The sequence below is a fragment of the Clostridium sp. CM037 genome (genome assembly GCF_055081095.1).
In genome coordinates this window covers 457896-480893 of sequence record NZ_CM143650.1, presented here as the reverse complement: position 1 = coordinate 480893, position 22998 = coordinate 457896, and the positions used below count along the sequence as shown (strand labels likewise).

Annotated in this window: 20 protein-coding genes, 1 riboswitch and 1 other annotated feature; of the genes, 4 read left to right on the top strand and 16 right to left on the bottom strand. The window is 32.2% G+C overall.

Annotated features, from left to right (window positions below):
- Positions 1-91: 91 nt before the first annotated feature.
- Both ACWJKP_RS02515 and thrS read left to right on the top strand, forming a co-directional pair.
- Positions 92-988 (top strand): polysaccharide deacetylase family protein, encoded by an 897-nt coding sequence (locus ACWJKP_RS02515; RefSeq protein WP_165413830.1) that lies wholly within the window; start codon positions 92-94, stop codon positions 986-988.
- Positions 989-1090: 102 nt separating this feature from the next.
- Positions 1091-1293 (top strand) — a binding site (T-box leader).
- A gap of 134 nt (positions 1294-1427) precedes the next feature.
- The gene (gene thrS, locus ACWJKP_RS02510) at positions 1428-3365 is read left to right on the top strand and encodes a threonine--tRNA ligase (RefSeq protein ID WP_165413831.1); all 1938 of its coding nucleotides are present in this window, start codon (positions 1428-1430) and stop codon (positions 3363-3365) included.
- 53 nt (positions 3366-3418) lie between these two features.
- Here thrS and ACWJKP_RS02505 read toward each other — a convergent pair whose 3' ends face one another.
- The 13 genes from ACWJKP_RS02505 to ACWJKP_RS02445 all read right to left on the bottom strand — a co-directional run bounded on the left by ACWJKP_RS02505 (position 3419) and on the right by ACWJKP_RS02445 (position 18189).
- Positions 3419-5077 carry a glutamine--tRNA ligase/YqeY domain fusion protein gene (locus ACWJKP_RS02505; protein WP_165413832.1) on the bottom strand — a complete coding sequence of 553 codons (1659 nt, stop codon included), beginning with the start codon at positions 5075-5077 and terminating at the stop codon, positions 3419-3421.
- A 201-nt stretch (positions 5078-5278) separates the two neighbouring features.
- Positions 5279-6313, bottom strand: a complete 1035-nt coding sequence (locus tag ACWJKP_RS02500; protein WP_165413833.1) for a Gfo/Idh/MocA family protein — start codon at positions 6311-6313, stop codon at positions 5279-5281.
- Positions 6314-6470: 157 nt separating this feature from the next.
- The gene (locus ACWJKP_RS02495) at positions 6471-6764 is read right to left on the bottom strand and encodes an HAD hydrolase family protein (protein ID WP_224579226.1); all 294 of its coding nucleotides are present in this window, start codon (positions 6762-6764) and stop codon (positions 6471-6473) included.
- Positions 6765-6914: 150 nt separating this feature from the next.
- Positions 6915-7820: a metal ABC transporter substrate-binding protein gene (locus ACWJKP_RS02490; RefSeq protein WP_165413844.1), complete on the bottom strand. Its 906-nt coding sequence runs from the start codon at positions 7818-7820 to the stop codon at positions 6915-6917.
- A 324-nt stretch (positions 7821-8144) separates the two neighbouring features.
- Positions 8145-9827 (bottom strand): ribonuclease J, encoded by a 1683-nt coding sequence (locus ACWJKP_RS02485; protein ID WP_165413835.1) that lies wholly within the window; start codon positions 9825-9827, stop codon positions 8145-8147.
- Between the two features lie 606 nt (positions 9828-10433).
- Entirely contained in the window at positions 10434-10865 is a 432-nt protein-coding gene (locus ACWJKP_RS02480) for an arsenate reductase/protein-tyrosine-phosphatase family protein (RefSeq protein WP_165413836.1), read from the bottom strand.
- A gap of 96 nt (positions 10866-10961) precedes the next feature.
- Positions 10962-11204 (bottom strand): hypothetical protein, encoded by a 243-nt coding sequence (locus ACWJKP_RS02475; protein ID WP_165413837.1) that lies wholly within the window; start codon positions 11202-11204, stop codon positions 10962-10964.
- A gap of 404 nt (positions 11205-11608) precedes the next feature.
- Entirely contained in the window at positions 11609-12790 is a 1182-nt protein-coding gene (locus tag ACWJKP_RS02470) for a cation:proton antiporter (protein ID WP_165413838.1), read from the bottom strand.
- A 64-nt stretch (positions 12791-12854) separates the two neighbouring features.
- Positions 12855-12920: riboswitch (Fluoride riboswitch) on the bottom strand.
- A gap of 89 nt (positions 12921-13009) precedes the next feature.
- Complete coding sequence (gene arsA, locus ACWJKP_RS02465; protein WP_165413839.1) at positions 13010-14752, bottom strand: arsenical pump-driving ATPase; 1743 nt, start codon at positions 14750-14752, stop codon at positions 13010-13012.
- 75 nt (positions 14753-14827) lie between these two features.
- Positions 14828-15223, bottom strand: coding sequence for an arsenite efflux transporter metallochaperone ArsD (arsD, locus tag ACWJKP_RS02460; RefSeq protein WP_165413840.1), 396 nt, complete (start codon positions 15221-15223; stop codon positions 14828-14830).
- 47 nt (positions 15224-15270) lie between these two features.
- Entirely contained in the window at positions 15271-16335 is a 1065-nt protein-coding gene (gene arsB, locus ACWJKP_RS02455; RefSeq protein WP_165413841.1) for an ACR3 family arsenite efflux transporter, read from the bottom strand.
- A 47-nt stretch (positions 16336-16382) separates the two neighbouring features.
- Positions 16383-16727: an ArsR/SmtB family transcription factor gene (locus ACWJKP_RS02450; RefSeq protein WP_165413842.1), complete on the bottom strand. Its 345-nt coding sequence runs from the start codon at positions 16725-16727 to the stop codon at positions 16383-16385.
- 256 nt (positions 16728-16983) lie between these two features.
- Entirely contained in the window at positions 16984-18189 is a 1206-nt protein-coding gene (locus ACWJKP_RS02445) for an IS701 family transposase (RefSeq protein ID WP_224578714.1), read from the bottom strand.
- 233 nt (positions 18190-18422) lie between these two features.
- On the opposite strand from ACWJKP_RS02445, the gene ACWJKP_RS02440 reads away from it, so the two are divergent.
- Together ACWJKP_RS02440 and ACWJKP_RS02435 are read left to right on the top strand one after the other, a co-directional pair.
- Positions 18423-19364: a YncE family protein gene (locus ACWJKP_RS02440; protein ID WP_165414779.1), complete on the top strand. Its 942-nt coding sequence runs from the start codon at positions 18423-18425 to the stop codon at positions 19362-19364.
- Between the two features lie 73 nt (positions 19365-19437).
- Positions 19438-19983, top strand: coding sequence for a DUF1003 domain-containing protein (locus ACWJKP_RS02435; RefSeq protein ID WP_165414778.1), 546 nt, complete (start codon positions 19438-19440; stop codon positions 19981-19983).
- 113 nt (positions 19984-20096) lie between these two features.
- On the opposite strand, the gene ACWJKP_RS02430 is transcribed toward ACWJKP_RS02435, so the two are convergent.
- The 3 genes from ACWJKP_RS02430 to ACWJKP_RS02420 form a co-directional block, all read right to left on the bottom strand.
- Positions 20097-20420 (bottom strand): hypothetical protein, encoded by a 324-nt coding sequence (locus ACWJKP_RS02430; RefSeq protein WP_165414777.1) that lies wholly within the window; start codon positions 20418-20420, stop codon positions 20097-20099.
- A 200-nt stretch (positions 20421-20620) separates the two neighbouring features.
- Positions 20621-21205 carry a rubrerythrin gene (gene rbr / locus ACWJKP_RS02425; RefSeq protein ID WP_165414776.1) on the bottom strand — a complete coding sequence of 195 codons (585 nt, stop codon included), beginning with the start codon at positions 21203-21205 and terminating at the stop codon, positions 20621-20623.
- A gap of 148 nt (positions 21206-21353) precedes the next feature.
- Complete coding sequence (locus tag ACWJKP_RS02420) at positions 21354-22883, bottom strand: alanine/glycine:cation symporter family protein (protein ID WP_165414775.1); 1530 nt, start codon at positions 22881-22883, stop codon at positions 21354-21356.
- Between the last annotated feature and the right edge of the window lie 115 nt (positions 22884-22998).

Below are 22998 nucleotides of genomic sequence, written 5' to 3'. Positions count from 1 at the left end.
GTTGGAGACTTCCTTCTGAAATGTCGTTAAACCTATTACAAATTGATATAGATAATATATGTACATGAATATAAAAAAGGAAGGTATTACTATGAGAATTTCAATCATAGAAAAAAAGCACTCATTAAAATTCCTAATAGTAAAAATTTCTATTTTTACTTTATGTATTACTTCATTTTTAGGAGTAGCAGTTAGCCAAGTAACCGTTGTTTCAAGTGAACATCAACATAGTTTATTGTCGCATCAAATAGCTCAGATTCATGAGGACAATAAGAAGTTAAAATCACAAAATAAGATTCTCGAAAGTACTATCAAAAAGGATGAAGTCTTATATAAATCTAAATTAGATAATACTAAAATAGCTTATTTAACCTTCGATGATGGGGTATCTAGCAACACTTTACAAATTTTAAAAGTCCTAAAAAAATATAGTATTAAGGCTACTTTTTTTGTAAATGGTCACCCTGAATCAAGATTTTTGTATAAACAAATTTCTGACGATGGGCACACTTTAGCTAATCACACTTACAGTCATGATTATAATAGTATTTATGCATCGCCAGATAATTTTAAAAAAGACGTAAAAAAATTAGATTCGTTCCTTACTGAAATTACAGGTAAAAAGCCTAGTCATATTTTAAGATATCCTGGTGGTTCTAATAATACTATTAGTCACAGTTACGGTGGCATGGAAATAATGAACTCTGTAATTAGTGAAATGAATAAGGATGGTTATAAATACTTTGATTGGAATGTTGATTCTAGTGATGCTTCCGCTTTTTGTCAGCACAAACATAAGATTATAGAATCAGTTTTAACTCAATCTAGTCGGACTAAACACGCCATTATATTAATGCATGATTTAAATCCAAAAACCACAACAGTTGAAGCCTTACCTGAAATTATCGAGGGTCTTAAAAATCAAGGTTTCATCTTTGATGTACTCTCTGAAAATACTTATCCACCACAATTTAAAGTAGTAAAATAGAAAATCTTACCTACTATTTATTTCGTTGAAAACGCCTAAATAACTTTATTTGCTACCTTGACATCTTTAGTGCAAGTGCTATAATTAATATAAATATAATAATTTAATTCTACGAAGAGAAAAGTAAGCCATGGCACATTTACAGAGAAAGGATACCTTAGCTGGAAGTATTCTTAAATGAAATTGGCTGAAGACTGCCTCTGAGTGACTTCAATAAAGTCCGGTAATTCCGTTATAATTATTAAGTGGTTTATTTTATAAACAATTTGGGTGGAACCGCGGGAAATTATAATCTCGTCCCAATTCTATAATTAGAATTGGGACGGGTTTTTTTTGTTTTATAAAAATATAGGTTTAAAGAATTGTGCATAATATTTATGCTAGTGTTATTTCTCAAATATGACTTAACCCTATAAGATAAAAGAAAGGAGCAATACATATGATAAACATTAAATTAAAAGATGGTTCAATTAAAACTTATGAATCTGAAATGACTGTAATTGAAATTGCGAAAGATATTAGTGAGGGCCTTGCACGAGTTGCTTGTGCTGGAATGGTTAATGATGAAATCGTAGATTTACGTTATAAAATCACTAAGGACTGCGATGTTAGTATATTAACTTTTGATAGCGAAGAAGGTAAAAAAGCCTTTAGGCATAGTGCTACTCATATTTTAGCTCAAGCAGTAAAGAGATTGTTCCCTAGTACAAAACTTGCCATCGGACCTGCTATAGATGGGGGTTTCTACTATGATTTTGATAAACAAGATTCTTTCTCAGCAGATGAAATTAAACAAATCGAAGTAGAAATGAAAAAGATTGTTAAAGAAGATCTTCCAATAGAAAGATTCGAGCTTGAAAGAGATGAAGCTATTGCTTTTATGGAAGAAAGAGATGAAAATTTCAAAGTTCAATTAATTGAAGACCTACCAGTTGACGCAAAATTATCATTCTACAAACATGGCGAATTTACAGATCTTTGTGCGGGACCACATTTAATGTCTACAAAGTATGTAAAGGCATTTAAACTTACTCAAGTTGCAGGAGCTTACTGGAGAGGTAACGAGAAAAACAAAATGCTTAGCCGTATATACGGAACTGCCTTCACTAAAAAATCCGATTTAGATGCTCATATAGAGAAGATGGAAGATGCTAAAAAAAGAGACCATAACAAGCTTGGCCGTGAACTAAAATTCTTTACAACATCAGATGTTATAGGTCAAGGTTTGCCTCTACTTATGCCTAATGGCGCAAGGGTAATCCAATTATTACAACGTTTTGTTGAAGATGAGGAAGAAAAAAGAGGTTATGTTTTAACTAAGACTCCTCTTATGGCTAAGAGCGATTTATATAAAATGTCTGGTCACTGGGATCATTATAAAGATGGAATGTTTGTCCTTGGTGATGAATCTAAAAATGAGGAAGTCATGGCACTTCGCCCAATGACATGCCCATTCCAATTTACAATTTATAATGCAGATCAAAAGAGTTATCGTGACCTTCCAATTAGATATGGGGAGACTTCAACTTTATTTAGAAATGAATCTTCCGGTGAAATGCATGGTCTTATGAGAGTACGTCAGTTCACTATTTCAGAGGGTCATTTAGTTGTTACCCCTGAACAATTAGAAGAAGAATTTAAAGATGTTATAAATTTAATTAACTATGTAATGAAAACACTTGGAATCGAAAATGATATTACTTACAGATTCTCTAAATGGGATCCAAAAAATAAAGATAAGTATATTAACAACCCTGAGGCTTGGGCGGAAACTGAATCGAAGATGAAAGATATACTAGATCACTTAGGAATAAATTATAAAACAGCTATTGGTGAAGCTGCTTTCTACGGTCCTAAGCTTGACCTTCAATTCAAAAATGTTCATGGTAAAGAAGATACTATAATTACAGTGCAAATTGACTTCGCACTGCCAGATAGATTTGACATGACTTATATTGATAAAGATGGAGTTAAAAAGCGTCCATATGTTATCCATAGAACTTCTATTGGTTGCTATGAGCGAACACTTGCAATGCTTATAGAAAAATATGCTGGTGCCTTCCCAACTTGGCTTGCACCACTACAAGTTAAGGTATTACCTATTTCTGAAAAATATCATGATTATGCAGAAAAGGTAGTTGCAAAGCTTAAGGAATCAAGAATCAGATCCTCTGCAGACTTTAGAGCAGAAAAAATTGGCTACAAGATTCGTGAAGCTCGTAATGAAAGAGCCCCTTTCCTATTAATAGTTGGTGAAAAAGAGGCAGAACTAAATGAAGTCTCTGTTAGAAGCCGCAAAAATGGTGATGAAGGTGCAACTTCTTTAGACTCATTTATTTCAAGAATTAAAGAAGAAATAGAAACTAAGCTATTATAATTAAAAAAAGCAAGTACAGGATAAAATCTTGTACTTGCTTTTTTTATTAACTTTTATTTATTAATTTTAAATGAACTTTTTAAAGATGCTATTCTGTTAAACACTATTTTATCATCGGTTGTGTATCTAGAATCTACATTAAAATATCCATGTCTGAAGAATTGAAATTTATCTTGTGGTTTTGAATTCTTCATATTTGGTTCTATAAACCCTTGTAATATTTCTATAGAATCCGGATTTATTTGATCTATGAAAGTTTTTCCTTCTTCTTGCTTCTCATCTAAAATTAAAGGCTCATATAACCTAAATTCTGCAGGCACTGCATTTACTACATCTACAAAGTGAATTGTTCCTTTAACTTTTCTCCCTGTAAATCCACTACCACTCTTAGTTTCTGGGTCATAAGTACAATGAATTTCACATATATTTCCGTCAGCATCTTTAATCATTTCATTACATTTTATAAAGTATGCTCCCTTAAGCCTTACTTCGTTACCTATGAACAATCTAAAGTATTTCTTAGGTGGATTTTCCATGAAATCTTCTCGTTCTATATATATTTCTCTTGAGAATGAGACTTGGCGAGTTCCCATTTCTGGATTTTCTTGATTATTCTCAATTTCAAGCATTTCCACTTGAGCTTCTGGGTAATTTGTAATAACTACTTTTAATGGTCTTAAAACTGCCATAGTTCTAAGCGCCTTTGGACTTAAATCTTCTCTTATAAAGTGCTCTAGCATTTGTCCATCTACAGTGCTGTTACCTTTTGCAACGCCAATTTCTCTGCAAAAATTGCGTATAGCTTCTGGTGTGTAGCCACGACGCCTTAGTCCTGCTATAGTTGGCATACGTGGGTCATCCCAAGCATCTACAATTCCTTCGTCTACTAATTGCTTAAGATTTCTTTTACTCATTACTGTATTTGTTATATTTAATCTTGCGAACTCTATTTGTCTTGGCTTACTTTCCATTTCGCATTGATTTACTACCCAATCATATAATGGACGATGATCTTCAAATTCTAAAGTACAAATTGAATGTGTAATACCCTCAATTGCATCTTCTATTGGATGCGCATAATCATACATAGGATAAATACACCATTTATCTCCTGTATTATGATGCACCGCATGAGATATACGATAAATTATTGGATCTCTCATGTTTATATTAGGAGAACTCATATTAATTTTAGCTCTTAGAACCTTGGATCCATCAACGAATTCACCTTTTCTCATACGGTCAAATAGATCTAGGTTCTCTTCCACAGCTCTATTTTTGTATGGACTTTCTTTACCTGGCTCTCTTAAAGTACCTCTGTACTCTTTCATTTCCTCAGCTGTAAGATCGCACACATAAGCCATATTCTTTTTTATTAATAATACAGCACGTTTATACATTTCATCAAAATAGTTTGATGCAAAAAATAAATCATCCCACTTGAATCCAAGCCATTTTACATCTTCTTCTATAGATTTAACGTACTCTTTATCTTCTTTTGCTGGGTTAGTATCATCAAAACGTAAGTTTGTCTTACCTTTAAATTCATCTACTAATTCAAAATTTAAAATAATTGACTTTGCATGCCCAATATGCAAATATCCGTTTGGCTCTGGTGGAAAACGAGTAATTATTTTTTTGTGTTTTCCGCTTTCTATATCTTCCTTAACAATATTTCTTATAAAATTTGATGAAGTCGTTTTATTTTCCATATTTGACACCTTCCTTTTAATCTAGCATACTTTATGCTAATCATATCTTGTATGCTTCGCATACCTCGTATGCCTCGCATACCTTGTAAGTTTTACCTATATGCTAATAAATATATCACAAAAACAGTTTTTTTTCTACGTAGCGCGGTATTAAATGTTATGCTTTTTAAGTATCCCGTTTTGTTTATAGTGATTTAATGCCTATCTCCCATACACCTTATCAATTATTCTCTGGCATTTTAATGCATCTGAGAAATCGCCATCAATGCCACCTTCGCAATTATTATAAATTTTATTAGCAAAATTTATAAGTGAAGCTGTATGACAATTTTGGAAAAATCCTAGGGAGTTCCTTTTGTCAGCATAATATTTTAATAGACTATCTCCTGATGCTACATTTTTAATTTCTGTTGAGCTACTTTCATATCTATATATTTCAATTTCATAAGGATTATTAAAATTAATTTTTATACTACCTTTGCTACCATAAACTATGAAATCATCTGTTTGTTCTCTTTCAGTAAATACTCTTGAAACCTCTAGACTTCCGAAAGTTCCATCTTTTAATGTAAAATCACAATTTGCAATTTCATCAACCTCTGCTCTTTCCTTAAAATAAATCCTAGTCTTCGCTTCTACTTCTTCTATATCTCCCATAGTAAATTGTATCATGTCAATTAAATGAACACCTAAATCCAGTAGTGCTCCTCCGCCAGAATTTTTCCCAGTTCTCCAAGTGCCCTTTTTCTTTTCATTTAAATAACTGTCATGATAAGTTCTAACTTTAAAATCTATAATCTTCCCTATGGTCTCTTTTTCAAGTTCTCTTTTTAATAGTGAGAGAGCGGGCAATCTATAAACTAAGGCTACAGAATTTATTATATTATTTTTCTTAACAAGTCTCTCCATTTCCATAGCATCAGAAATATTCGTTGCTAGAGGCTTTTCACAGTAAATAGCTTTTCCATACGCAGCTGCTTTTTTTACAATATCAAAATGTGAATCATTCGGGGTACATATATCTATAAAATGAACTTGTTCATCCTTAAGGACCTCTTCAATGTCCGTAACATTTCTCACACAACTTATGGGTATATTTGTAGGCTTTCTAGTTACAATATGTGTTAAATTTAACTCATAAGGGAGTGAAAACCTTACGTTAGCGTCGTAAACTGCTAATAAGTGAGTTTTTGCTATACAACCATATCCTATTATCGCAAAGTTTATTTTTTTCATAGATTTATACCCCGCTTTCATTTTATATCTGCTCTACGTTTATATTTTGTACAATTTCCTCTGCAAACATAGTATCTCCACCTTACTATATATAATGTATACATAATGTAGCTCATATTATTTTTGATAGAACTTGTCTATCCCAAGATAGAACTGATCAGTTATTTAGTATAAACTTGTTTATTACATGAGCAACACCATTCTCCTCATTTGTCAAAGTCACATAATCAGCGATTTCTTTAATTTCCGCAAAGGCATTCCCCATTGCCACTCCAAGTCCTGCATACTCAATCATTTGTTTATCATTCCCTAAAGCCCCTATGCATATAATTTCATGTGGCTTTATTTCTAATTTCTCTGCAAGCTTTTCTATGCCTGACCTTTTACTAGAGCTTTTCTTCATAACTTCTACAATAAAAGGTGTTACTTTTAAAACAGTGAATTTTGTAATTATATATTAAATTCTTGTTAGTTTAATTATACAATAGGAACAAACAATAGACTATAGACAGCGGATAGTATATAAGATTATCTGCTAATAACATTAAAAAAATTAAAATTAATTAACCCCACCTTAATTAATCTAAGATGGGGTTAATTATTATTTTAAGCTATTATATATATTGGATAGATTTTCTTTCATGCTCTCTATATATGTTTTATTTCCTTCATTACTTTCTATTGTGTATATTTTTTGCACCTTAGCCCCTGAATCTTTTGCAAGGGTTTCAGATACTCTTGCACTTGCAAGTTCTTCCATAAAAATAACTTTTATTTTATTTTTCTTGGAAAAATCTATTATCTCCTTTAATTTTTGAGGGGTAGGCTCACCTCCTGCAAATACACCTTCTACACTATTTTGCTTTAAGCCAAAATCTCTGCACAAATACCCAAAAGCAGCATGACTTGTAACAAAATTCTTATTTGTTACCGCATCAAATTTTACTTTATATTCGTCATAAAGCTTATCAAGTTCACCTGAGTATTCTTGAAAGTTTTTCTCATAAAAATCTTTATTTTTGGGATCAGCCTTAACTAATGCTTCTTTTATGTTTTTAGTTTGGATTTTTGCTTCTCTTAGACTCAGCCATATATGTGGATCATATTGACCATACTCCTTAATTTTTTCCCCCTCGTTTTTTATTGGATTTACCCCGATAGATGAATCAACTACAACTAAATTTTTATTATCTATAGCCGTTAAAGTTTTATCTACCCAGGATTCCATTCCAAATCCCGTATAAACGAACAAACTAGCTTTACTTATGTTTTCCATATCCTTTATTTTCGGTTCAAATTCATGTGGTTCAGAACCTTCCGGTACAATTGTTCTCACTTCTACTTTATCTTTCCCAATAGCCTGCACAAATCCCTTTAATGGATTAAAAGACACTACCACTTGTAGTTTTGACTGGTCACTTTGCTTACTGCTTGTAGCATTTGAACACCCAACTAATGTACCTATCATACATGTTAAAAGTATGGCATTAATAATTTTTCTCAATATTTTTTCACTCCTTAACCCTTCACCTGTAGTGCTGTTATATTATTGTTGCTTGTTGCAAATGATTTGCATTTACCTTTATACTATATCCAAGTATTTGCAATTTGTCAATATTTTATTCGACTTTAACAAAAAGTATATAAAAAAAAGTATGTATTATTATAATACATACTTTTTTACTTATTTAAATCATCTCCTGCGAAGCTGAACAGCTGCAACGGAGCTGAATTAACGACTTCAAAAGGAGATTTATACGCCCACTTATAAAAGTGGGCGACTTCCTTCTGAAATATCGTTAAAAATAAAGAACATAAAAATTTAGTTTTCTTAAATTTCCATTATTATTGGTATAATTATAGGTCTTCTCTTAGTTTTTATATATAAGAACTGGCCTAAAGCGTTTCTGATACTAGCTTTTATTACTACCCACTCTTTTATCTTATTATTTAAGCACTGTTCTAATTCTTTTCTCACAATGTCTCTGGCCTCATTAATAAGTTCATTGGATTCTTTCATATATACAAACCCTCTAGTTATTATATCTGGTCCTGCTACTATACTATAAGTTTCTCTTTCTATAGTAACTACCACGGTAAGTATACCTTCTTCTGCTAAATGCTTTCTATCTCGAAGAACAATATTCCCAACGTCCCCTACTCCAAGTCCATCTACCATTACGGCTCCCGTTTGAACTCTTCCTGCTATTCTACATTCGCTTGGGGATACTTCTAATATTTGTCCTGTTTCTGCAATAAAAATCTTTTCAGAATCCATTCCTAATTTCTCTGCAAGCAACGCATGTTGTTTAAGATGTCTATATTCACCATGAACTGGCATAAAATATTTAGGACGAACTAGCGTATGGATTAATTTTAATTCCTCTTGACACGCATGCCCAGAAACATGAATTTCCTCTGTAGTATTATATATTACATTAGCTCCCTTTTTGAATAGTTCATTTATAACATTGTATATGAACTTTTCATTCCCTGGAATAGGAGATGCAGATAAAATAATCAAATCACCTTTTTGTATTTGGATACTTCTATGAGTTGATGATGCCATTCTTGTTAATGCAGCTAGCGGTTCACCTTGACTACCAGTAGTTACTATTGTTACCTTATCATCAGGGTAATTATGAAGATCTGATACAGTAATTATAGCTTCCGGCGGTATATGTAAATATCCGAGATTCATAGCTACTTCAGAAATTCTCTCCATACTTCTTCCACTAAATGCTATTTTTCTTCCATTCGAAACTGCAGCATTAGCAATTTGTTGTATTCTATGAATATTTGATGCAAATGAAGCTACTATTACTCTGCCTTCTGCCTTATAAAATATTTTATTTAGAGTTTCTCCAATTACTTTTTCAGATATAGTAAATCCAGGGCGTTCTACATTAGTACTATCAGCCATTAGTAGTAGTACTCCTTGCCCACCTAATTTTGCAAATCGCTCTAAATCGATAACTTCTCCATCAATTGGAGTATAGTCTATCTTAAAGTCACCTGTGTGTATAATTCTACCAATAGGCGTGTGTATACAAATGGAGCAGGCATCTGCTATGCTATGACTAACTCTTATAAATTCTACACTGATTTTATCTAGCTTTATAATATCTCCCGATTTTACTACATTTAGGGTGCAATCTGCCAATATTCCATGTTCTTGCAACTTATTTTCTACAAGTCCGAGCGTTAGACGTGTTCCATACACTGGAACATTCATTTGTTTTAAAACATATGGTAATGCGCCTATATGATCTTCATGACCATGGGTTAGAAAAATCCCTTTTATCTTATCTTTATTCTCTAAAAGATATGTTATATCAGGAATTACTAAATCCACTCCATACATATCCACGTCTGGGAATGCTATTCCACAATCTATTATGATAGTTTCTTCTTTGTATTCTATCGCAGTAATATTTTTTCCAATTTCTCCAAGTCCACCTATTGGAATAACTCTAATTTTATTTTTACCTTTACTTTTATAATTATTATTCAATACTTCCCTGATTCCTAAATATTTGGCAATCTATCCATCCAATATTTTCGTTTTGTCGACTAAACATAATGACAGTATCACAGGACTCAACTACTTAGGTCAGTACCACTATACTAATATTAACTTACTATTCCAAGTATTCTCTTCCTATTACCTAGCCATAAATCAGGTTTTTCACCTACCTTTTCTTTTATATTTTTAATAAATTATATTTCAAAGCGCCGCTTATTATATAAACACCACTCTCTTTATTTAACTATATATTTTATAACACTTTTCTTATCATACTAAACGTTAAATCATCTCCTGCGAAGCTAAACATCTTTGAAGAAGATGAATCGACGACTTCAGAAGGATATTTATACTCCTACTGAAGTTTTCTATTTGTTAGGGTACGTAACTTCCACTTATAGAAGTGGGAGCCTCCCTTTTGAAATGTCGTTAAAATAATAAAATGTTTGTAATTTCCTAATAAATACATTAACCATGGTTACCTTTACTCTAGTTAAATATAATTATACCATATAACAATTGATTATATCCAATTATTATATAAAAAAGGTTGAGAAGTAATTTCTCAACCTTAAATCATCACCTACGGTGCTATTAAATTATCATCTTTAATGCCGTTAGATCAATTTCGTTATTTTCTATTCTTTTCTTTAATCTTTTAACCTTTTCTTCGATTATCTTCGCCACTATTATAAATTCTTCATCAGCTTTCCCAGTAGGATCTTCTAGACCCCAATCTTCTTCATACTTGTGTGCCATAATTGGACATGATACATTACATCCCATTTTTATTACAATATCAGCTTCTGGTATATCATCTATTAATTTTGATGCATGAGTTTCATTCATGTCTACATTGTATAAATTCTTTATTATTCTTACCGCATCTTGGTTAATTTGGGGCTTAGTTTCAGTACCTGCTGAATAAGCTTCAAACACAGATGACCCAAATATCTTTCCGAGCGCTTCTGCCATTTGTGATCTACAAGAATTATGAACACATATAAATGCTACTTTTAGTTTCATAACATCATTCTCCTTCTAAAATTTCTATATATAAATATAAGAAAATAACTAGTATAATCACTAGTCATTTTCTTAAAAAATTTTATTCTAAGTTAGTTATTTATCTAACATTATTTGCTTTTTAAATATACCGCCTTGCTTAGTGTAGTGCAAAATATATTCTTTGTCATAAACATTATGTATTTCTAAATTAATAATTCCTTTTGTTACTAGGACTAATTTTATTTTTTTAAATTCATCAAGTTCTTCTTTTTCAAGCATAGTGTAGATAAGCTTTTGTGAATACATAGCCCATGTTTTTAACAGGTCATCTGTTGGCGTGTTTACGTCTATATTCATTTACATTCCTCCTCGTATAATACTAATAATATTATTATATATATTATGATTTTTATCCTACACTCTATTATATATAATTGTTCATATATAATCAACTTTCATTGATATATTATATTGTATTTATTATAATATTTTTTTATAAAGTTAATAATTAGGTACCCATTTATAATTATTAACCATATTTTAAAAAATAAAATAATTATTATTTAATTTTTATTCTTAAATCTATAAATAGGATGTCTTTTAAGGACATTTCAGAAGGAAGGTAACCCACGTCTATAAGTGTGGGTTACCTACTCTAACAAATAGAAAACTTCAGTGAGATTATAAATCTCCTTCTGGAGTCGTTAATGTTTCAGCTCCGCAGGAGATGATTTAATACAGCAGTAATATAAATATGAAATCTAGTCGTCCGGCAATAACTTTTCCCCTGCTACTTTAATACCTATAGCTCCAAGTGGTGCGGTTACAAATATGGACAATACAGCAATTGCCAATATAAGTTCTCCGGATTTAACTCCAGCAGCTAATGGCACTGCGCCCATGGCTGCCTGCACAGTCGCTTTAGGAATATATGAGATCACACAAAACAGTCTCTCTTTTGCATTTAAATCAGTACCCATTAATGATACTAATACCCCTATACTTCTTGCTACTAGTCCACCTGCAATAATAATTAACCCTAATACACCTGATGATGAGGCAACATATATATTGACCTTCGCTCCAACTAATACGAAAAGTAAAATTTCTGCAATTACCCAGACCTTATTAAGTTTTAATGACATTCTATTAGCAATTTTAGCGTATTTTTCTAAAAGGATAAAACCAATAGTCATTACTCCTAGAAGACTTGCAATGGGTACTATATTTTTAAAAGCATCTTCAATTCCTGTAAGCATAATTGCTGCAGCAATTATTATTAAAGTTTTCTTAGTATCTCTCATGTGATATTTTTTAAATGTCACTACTAATAAGACTCCTACAATGACACCAATTGCTATCCCAATAAAAATAGATATGGGAATATCCAATATTTTCATTGGGATATTTACATTTTTACCGCCATATAAACCTAAGAAAGTTGAAAATATAGTTATTGCAAAAACATCATCAATAGAAGCTCCTGCGAGTATTATGGTTGGTATGCCTTTTTTTTCTCCTTTCCCTCTGGATATAAAATTAAGCATAGGTGGAACAACTACTGCTGGTGAAACTGCAGCTATTATAAATCCAAGCATTCCAGCCTCAACTTTTGTTATTCCAAGTACATAGCTTGCTATAAACATAATACTAAGCCCTTCAAAAATACCAGGTATGCAACTCATTTTTAAGGCAGGAACCCCGACTTTGTTTAAAGTATCCTTTTTAATCCCAAGGCCCGCTCTTAGCAGGATAATAATAAGTGCAATTTTTCTTAAATCTGGTGAAATTCTAAGTATATCCGAACTTATTATATTTGTACCATAAGGTCCTAGTAACACCCCCAAAATTAGCATTCCAAGCAGTCCTGGAAGTTTTAATTTTTCAAATAATTTATTGGCCATTAGTCCTAGAATAATTATAATCGCTAAACTCATTGCCATATTACAATCCCTCCCTTTTCTTTGATGTTTTTTACGAAACAAAAGACTCCTACTTAGCATAAACCACTAAGTAGGAGTCTTTAATTGCAAAATTGCAATGGTTAAGGTGAACTCCATCACCTATCTTATAAATATATTATACTCCACAAATAAATTAAATCAATAGTTAGGCACATGAAAACGAATACCAATTCCATCAAAGTTCCTGATATCTAGAATTTATAGTAATAACTCATTTAACTTGTCACCTTTAATTTCATCAGGACTCCACGCGATGAGCGCAAATTTACCGTTTGCATGTGCATCAACCTTGTTAATCCATTCAATTTCATTGCTTGCCTTTGCGGCTAACAATTTATTGGTTGTACCTGTCGCATGTAGTGATGAGTTTATAACCCACCATTTTGTCGCAATTTTTGCACGTTTTAAATCTTCTTCAAGACGAATTGCTTCATATACAGGTGTAGCTTCAGCAAGAGTTACAATGATGACTTCAGTTTCATCAGCATTTCGGAGCCTTGGCAACAGTTTTTTCACAAATTGTGGAATATCGCCTTGTGAGCGTTTGATTTCTTGGTTATAGCTTTGAGTTGACTCAAGTAGCAGTAAAGTATGCCCTGTTGGAGCGGTATCGATGACAACGATCTGATCGACCGCCTTTTCTACTATTTCTGCAAAGGCTCTAAATACTGCAATCTCCTGTGTACATGGAGATCGGAGGTCCTCCTCAACATAAGCAATATCATCATCTGCCATAGTTTCTCTTGCCTTAGACAGCACTTCATCCTTATATTTTTCAAGTTCAGCCTGCTCATCAATGTGGCTCATCGTAATATTACTACTCTCATTAATAACAAATTTGAGATGGGCTGCAGGGTCAGTTGTGGTAAGATGTACTTTTTTGCCCTTTGCCGATAATCCCAAAGCAATCGCCGCCGCAATTGTAGTTTTACCTACGCCACCCTTGCCCATAGCAAAGATTACCTTTTCGTTGCTTTTATACAGTTCTTCAATAACATCTTTTAACTGAGGAATGGTTTCAGCGTTTATCTTTTCATTGCTGACACTATAATTATCTTTGGTAAGAAGTGCCCTGACATTTTCCATCCCTGTTATATTGTAAGCCCTGAGGGGTACCATGTAGGCAGTAATTCCCTTAAGTCCCTGTGGCATTTCCTTAAGTGACTTTTGCTGTTTTTGATACAGCCTTTCGGACACACTGTCATCATAAGAACTCATCACACCATTAATTATCATTGTTTGATTGTTTACACCAATCTGGGAAAGTTCTTTTGATGCTCTTTCCGCTTCTTTAAGCGGTGTCATTTCAGGCCTAGAGATAATCATAAGTGTTGTTAATTCTCCATCGGATAATGTTTCTACTGCTTTTTTATAGATTTCTCTTTTACTCTCTAGACCAGAAAGCTGGCCTAAACAGGATGCACCATGTGTGTTTTCGCTAATAAAATTACTCCAAGCCGATGGTAATTGAAGCATTCTAAGTGTGTGACCAGTAGGCGCAGTATCAAATATAATATGGTCATATTCCTCCTGCAATCTTTCATCGGTTATGAATTTTGAAAATTCATTGAACGCTGCGATTTCAACAGTGCAGGATCCAGAAAGTTGTTCTTCCATGTTTTTAAGCACTGCATCTGGCAACTTACCACGGTAAGGTGCGATTACGCTCTCTCTGTGCTGGGCTGCCGCTTGAATTGGGTCAAGATTAGCAACAACGAGATTTGGAACTTCCTTAATTGGGATACCTTTATTTGTAAGCTCAGTGTTAAAGACATCCTGCAAATTTGACGCAGGATCAGTGCTTATAAGAAGCACCTTTTTCCCACTGTCTGCAAGGATGACTGCTGTAGCGCAAGCGGTTGAAGTTTTACCTACACCACCTTTGCCTGTGTAAAATAAATATTTTGTAAATTTAATATTTTGCGGATTAAAAATTTCCATGTTTATTTACCTCCAGCTTCATTATTAAGTCACTTTTGTAATTTGGCTTGTATTTGATACGCTTCGATTACATAATTAACAACATTTCCCACCAGAACAGCCACAATCCCCTGATTTAGGAGTTACTTTTATTTTGAAAGTCTTTCGCTCTTGACCTAAAAAGCTAACTTCTATATTTAGAAATTTAACTAGTTCTTCATTGCTTGGGTACTTACCTATTAACACGATTTCACCGTCCAAAACAGTAACCGGCAACCCATCAATGCCTTTTTCATTTATAAAGTCATTAACTACTTTGTTATTCACAAATTCCTGTGGTGAACTTGTGAGGTTAAACCTCTCTACCTCAACTCCATTTTTCTTTAATGCACTAAGGACAGTCGAAATTCTAAGCAGCTCTGGATCTACGCCTACGCCACAAAGCCCTGTTGAGCAACACATAGCTGGTTCAAATATTTGCATTTTTTTCATTAATAATCTCTCCAATCATTTTTATTATTTTATCAATTTTAATATTCTTAATTATTATGAACTACTGGTTGTGGAAACCAATGCTTGGTTTTGTTTGCTACTCTTACAAGAATCAGCATTACTGGCACTTCAACTAACACTCCTACCACTGTAGCGAGTGCTGCAGGAGAATCCATGCCAAACAGAGAAATGGCAACAGCAACTGAAAGTTCAAAAAAGTTTGATGCCCCAATCATTCCAGCAGGTGCGGCAATATCATGCGTTAGCCTTAACTTTTTACTTGTTAAATAAGCAATAAAGAAAATCAGAAATGTTTGAATAGTTAATGGTACAGCAATTAGTAAAATGTGCATTGGATTGTTTATTATAGTTTCACCTTGGAATGAGAATAACAATACCAACATAAGTAGCAATCCAACGGTAGTTGCATTATCAAACTTGTGGAGGAATGTATTTTCAAAGTACTCTGTGCCTTTTTTCTTTGTTACCGTAATTCTAGTCAAAATACCAAAAGCCAAAGGAATAACAACAAACAAAACAACTGATAAAATGAGTGTATTCCAAGGAACAGTAATGTTACTAACACCTAAAAGAAATTTCACGATAGGTATAAATGCAACCAGAATGATTAAATCATTTGTGGCTACTTGCACAACAGTATATGCAGGATTACCTCTAGTAAGGTGACTCCACACAAATACCATGGCAGTACAGGGAGCGGCCCCAAGTAATATGGTTCCTGCAAGATATTGTGTAGCTAGTTCCGGTGTTATAAATGCTTTGAATACTACAAAAAAGAAAAATGAAGCTATTGCATACATACTAAATGGTTTTATGAGCCAATTCGTTATCCATGTTACATATAACCCTTTAGGGTTCTTTCCTACATTTTTAACGCTTTGAAAGTCTACCTTCATCATCATAGGATAAATCATTACCCAAATAAGTATAGCAGTGGGGATGGAAACCCTAGAGTACTCAAACTTATTTAAGAACTCTGGAATCCCTGGAATAAACTTGCCAATAAGTACACCTACACTCATACAAATAGCTACCCAAACAGTCAAGTATTTTTGAAAAAATCCAATCTCCGGTGTTTTAACTTCACTCATAATTAATCACTCCTCCTAAGATCATCACCTGTGGTACTGAAATGTCGTTAACTTTGTGTTTTACAATCACATAAATTTTGTAGTTTACATTCATCCCGTTTTTCACAATCGCAATTATAACAAGATAATTGTTTGAGTTCCTTTATTAAATAAGCAAATAAGTCTGGGTTTTTCTCTATAAATTTATTATCTATTTTGTAGTATATCCATTGCGCCTTTTTGTAACTTTCTAATATCCCACACTTTTTAAGTGATGTTAAATGCCGTGAAACATTTGACTGCGTCATATTTAGACACTCTTCAATTTCACATACACACATTTCACCTTCAATAATAAGTGCTATTATACGAAGTCTGTTTTCTTCCGCTAATGCTTTAAATATATTAACCACTCTTTTCCCTCCTACTTTTTCTTGTATCTTTATATGTTCCTATAATCATATATCATCTCTCTAAAACCCCATTTGTTACAATGGGTACTACCCGAATATTATTTTGTTATTAATTTGTACATGAACATCTACTCATATACTATACCACATAGAATTTATTGTCAATAGCTTCTATGTGATCATTTAATACATATTAAACCTATAAACGAGCGAATTTTATAACAAATTATTCCATTATAAATTAATGTCAATTGTCCTAAGCTATTTTTAGTGTTTTAAAAATAGCTTCAAGAGAATTTCCTAGGTCAGCTTGATTAAAGATCCAAGATACCCTTTCTTTTTTAGATTGGTTTCTTGCATTCTTAATACCAACGTTAAAATTTAACGTGCCATTGCTTACTTCCAATTCGCAATATACGTAGGTAATCATTAGCAGCAAGAAGTATCTGTTTATACTTCGGTTACTTCTTACTTGGTAATGATTTAAACCAAGATGTTTTTTAGTTTCTCTAAAAAAGGTTTCAATTGGCCATCTAAATTTATAGTGATTTAGGAGTTCTTCAGTAGTAATAGTAGTATCTAGACTTATGAATGCTCTTAAGCAACCAGGTTTAAATAGAGCCTCTTTAGGCCAACAAAGAGCTATCAAAGAATCATTTGCATCATTAAGCTTGCCTCTATATGTGTAGACAAAATATTCATTGTTGCCAACTTTGACTAGGTCGACATCATCCTTAGTTAATATCTCGCACATATGATTAAGCTTAATTCCAAGTTTTTCACGACCTTTTGGATATATCACTCTATTTGTTCTTAGACCACCAATATAGGCGTAGCCTGATCCTTTAGAAACTGCGAACAATTTTTTATTACTATACCAACTATCACATAAAACATAACCTTCATTTACTGGTTTGGGTAATGATTTTATAAACTCAATTGCCATTTGGATTTTACTCATATTTTCTTTGTCGTATATCGCCATAGTATATGGCATCACAAGTGTATCGCACAGTAACATAACGGTAACTAATTGATGACCATAAACTGTTTTACCTTTTAAATGAGAATGGTGGAATCCACATTTTTCAGTAGGTTTCTTAGCCTTTGACGAGGGCACAGTCTTCTCCGAAATAGTGTCATCTATTACAACATAAATAGGTTTACCAGTTGTTTTAGACGTCTCCCATATTCTCATAATTACACGTTTTTTTAGGGCTTTTTCAACAAAGTTTTCGTCCCATGGACTCTCCGATAGAAACTTTCCAATATTAGTCCTATGCCTAACCGGCATAAAATCTGAAACGTCGGTTACTTTTCCACAGTAGCCTTTTGTCACCATAGAATTTATAAATAATATTAGATGATGAATTTGAGGAGTTGTGAGATAAAGAGTTATCTTTAATTCAATTAAAAATTTGTATATTGTCGATGATTTTGTTACAATTGAGTTATTAAACATTTATGTTTTCTCCTTAGTTGTATTTTGTGTAGTGACTTAATTATAACAGGAGAATGTATAAATGTTTTTCTTTTTTTGATATATGGAAATTGGTGGAATCATTTTCGCTCATTTATAGTTAAACTATTTACTTTCCTAACATTTCCACAGTTGTCAATTATTTAACAATGTAGTATAATCTAATATTGTCAGCATCGCTAAGCAAACCCAAAGCAAAAGGAAGGGGTTTTTAAATGAAATTTTGTAAAATATGTATATTTATCTTGGCTTTATTTTTTATTATAATAGAATGTTCTATTAAGCCAAAAGAAGCACTAAAAATGACGGCACAAGTAGCTGTGCATACAACGGCTCCCATTAATGATAAGGTAAAAAAATTAGACTCATCAAATGCTATTTACGATAAGCCATTATCTAACCATATTCCTATTACAACTAAAAAAAACGAATATGAACTACTATTTGATTTACCAGATACAGGTGTTATGCAAGGGCTTACATTCCATAATGGATATTTTTATTGTAGTTTTGATTTAAAAAATGGAAGTGGGAAAATAGTTAAATATAATCTAACAGGAAATAAAATCTCTGAAACAGACCCTATGGCTATGGGTCATTCTGCTGAAATTGCATATAGAGCTAGTACAGGAAAAATTTATGTTGCAAATGGAGGCGGCATTAATCCAACTCATGTTTATGTAGTTGATTATGATTCAAGTACAATACAAGCTGATTTAAATTATTCAAGTTTAGGAACATCGGCATTACTTGCAATAGATAATGTCCATGATTATTTAATATTGCATACCATTTTAAATGGTGGTGATAATGGAACCCCTATGTTTACTATTATAAATTTAGCTGATATGAGTACAGTGACTACCTTTCGCATTCCTAATCAAGGCGTTCCACAAGGTTTAGATGTTGATGGGATGTATATTTATTTATATACAGATAATAAAGTTACAGTATTTAACTATGAGGGTAAAATAATTACCTCTTATCCTATAAATAAAGCAGGAGAAAGTGAAGGCTTAACAATGGCAACAGATCACGGAACTTCATATCTATCTATGGGATATAATCACCCAAATAGAATTTATATTCTAAGAAGCAACGAAAATAAAAAAATTCATAATTCGCAAATAATTAATAAATCAACGCGAAAAATCTAAAGGAACATATCTTTAATTTATATCAATTTCCCTATTAAAATAGGGGTACTTACACAACTAAGGGGGTATTACTATGTCAAATGGAAATGATACTTTAGATACAGAAATAATTGTAAACGAAATATTAGAGCAAGGAGAGATTTTTAACGATATTGAAGAAGATCTATTGCATGACTTAATAGGAAATAAGATATCCAAAGATACTACGATTACTCATAAACAAACTCTTACTTTTGGAAATAAGATGGCTGATAAAATAGCCGCATCAGTAGGCAGCTGGGGTTTTATAATTGCAGCATTAGCAATTATAGGAATATGGATAGTATTAAATATCATCTTAAAGAATTCATTTGATCCCTTTCCATTTATACTTCTTAATCTAGTACTATCGTGTACTGCCGCTATACAAGCACCTGTAATAATGATGAGTCAGAATAGACAGGAAGATAAAGATAGAATAAAATCAAAAAATGATTATAAAATAAATCTTAAATCAGAGTTGATCGTTCAAGATTTGCATAAGAAAATAGATTTATTAATTGAAGATCAAAAAATGTTAGTTAAGAATCAATTTATAATGCTTGAATATATTGAAAGTTTACAAAAACAAAATAACTGAGTAAAAACCCAAAATTTCTTGAAAGCGATACTCGCATTGTTAATAAAATTGCTGATACAAGTTTAGTTCAGTGTTTACTTTAAATCTATTGAATTCATATTTTGAGTTATATTTTAATTTTTAAAATCTTCATCAGATCTATTTTTTATAATTTTTTCAAGTTTGTCTACACGTTCATTGTAATTACTACCAATTGTGTTTTTAACATAATAAGCAAACCGTTTTTTCATGCTTTTCTCATAGCCAATTCCATCCTCTGGATATTTATGATTGGTAATTTCAATTCCATTCTTACCATTCTTGATATATAGAACTACGGGAATTGCTATTCCACTTTCTAGGATTAGCTTATCTCCCTCTTTAAAATAACCTTCCTTTAATAACCAAATATATATTTTATCTTTATCTTTCCCCAAAACCGTAAATGCACTGTACATTTTCCCTTCTCTTGCTACATTAATATATGTCGTTAAATAATTTACACTGAATATTTATACATTACAACTACCAAGTCAAAGCGTGATATAGAACAACCCCCAAATTAATTAAATCAAAATGGGGGTTGTTTTTATTTTTTATATTAAGAATCCACGAAGGTTGCTACGGCATTTTTAATACTGCATCATATGAAATGCTATTAATATTTTTCAGAGAATATTTCAAAATATGCTTGAGGATGTACACAAGCTGGGCATATTTTCGGAGCACTTTTTCCCTCAAAAATATAACCACAGTTTCTACATTTCCAAATAACTGATTCTTCTTTATTAAATACTGTATTATTTTCTATATTACTTAATAGTTCTCTATATCTTTCTTCATGATGCTTTTCAACATCAGAAATTTTTCTAAAAACAAACGCGATATCATCAAAGCCTTCCTCCTGCGCAACTTTCGCAAATGCTGGGTAAAGATCTGACCACTCTTCATTTTCTCCATTTGCTGCCGACAATAAATTTGCTTTAGTGTCTCCAAGACCTACAGGATATGTGGCATTAATTTCTACCACTTCTCCATTTAAACTTTCATTTAAAAACTTAAAAAATCTTTTAGCGTGTTCTTTCTCATTATCTGCTGTTTCTATGAATATATTAGCTATTTGTACATATCCCTCTTTTTTCGCTATAGATGAATAATAAGTATATCTATTCCTAGCTTGTGATTCACCTGCGAATGATTTCATAAGATTTTCAGCTGTTTTTGTACCCTTTAATGTTTTCATAAAATGCCTCCTTGTTTTTATAATTAAAGAAAATAATTATTTCTATTAGAGTATACCCTAAATAGTATAGTTTGCTTCTTTTAATCCATACTATTTTAAGAAAGTTTACTAAATTACCTGTTAATTAAGTTTATTCTAAGTTTGTACCTTATTTCCAAACATCAGTATCAACACCAATAGATTTTGATTTGAATTTAGTTCCATCGGTTTTTTTATAATTTTTCAATATTTTTAATGCATAGTTAGACCCAATTAATATAATTGGAACATTTACATAAACTAAAACAATATTTACAAAATCACCTATGTACCATAAATTTGTAAGTTCTAAACCAGCAAGAACTGTTAATGCGCCAAATGGAACAAAGAATAATGCACCAACCAAACGTATTCCCATGATAAATTTCTTATTTCTAGATATTAAATTTGCGGAGACTTCTGCAAACAATATTAAACCGAGCAATGTTGTAAATGCAAACATTCCATAGCATAGCGAAACAATAATTGTAACCGTCCCATCTAATGCAGTACCAGGAACTAAGTATTTGATTGAGGATAGGTAAACTGTAAGTTTCGACGCTTCTATACTTTCCCATGAAACTCCAGCAGTGCCTGTCCAAACATGTGCCATAACAATAACAAATCCAGTCATACTACATATTACCATTGTGTCAAGAAAAACTCCTAGACATTGTACAAAACCTTGTTCTGCAGGATGTTTATTCTCCGCTGTAGCAGCCGCCATTGTAATTGTTCCTTGTCCAGCTTCATTGGACATTAACCCACGCTTAATTCCTTGAGCTAAAGCCACACCAAATGCCCCACCAAATAATGCATTGGGCTTAAATGCTCCACCAATCACTTCTTTAAAGAAATACGGAACTTTATCTAAGTTAACTAATATTATTAAAATAACTATAAGTGTATAAATAACTGCCATAATAGGTACCAGTACATCTGTAACTGCAGTAACTCTTTTTATTCCTCCAATTACAGTCAAAAGAACAGTAATTATTAAGACTATTGCTATACCATAATAAACTGTAGATTGACGTCCAAAGGTTTTTCCAGCTATAGTATCAGCTATTGAACCGAAACTTGTAAATAAATGAAAAGCTTGAGATGGGATAACAAACAGTGCATATATTATAAAAAGTGAAGACAGTATAATACCTACCCACCGTTTATTTCCCAAAATCTTTTGACCATAAAATGGAAGTCCACCTACGAACTCCTTGCCATTTTTCTCTTTAAAAAGCTGTGCAAGTACAGATTCTACAAAAGCCGTGGACATACCAAAGAAAGCTGAAACCCACATCCAAAATAGTGCCCCTGGTCCGCCAACAGATATTGCTCCTGTAACCCCCATAATATTACCTGGACCTACACGCATAGCAGAACTTAGTAAAAATGATGCTAATGAACTAACCCCAGTATCTGTTTCCTTTTTTGTAGCAAGGATCTTAATTCCTTTTTTAAATGCCATAACTTGAATAAATCCAGTTTTAAATGTAAGATAAATTCCTGTTCCTAAAAGTAAAATAACTGCAAAGGCAAAATTACCTAAAACCGGGATGTTTTGATACCACTTAAAATTAGTTGGAAATTCCCATAGAAAATCCGCAATAGGAACTATAAAATTAAAAAAATTATTTATTGCTTGAAATAATACACTCATTTTTAAACCTCCATATTATAATGTTATCCTTATTTGCATTTTAGAATTAATTACTCCAAAAATTATTTGCATACGGTAATTATACACTAATAAGGTATAAAATGAATTTTTTAAA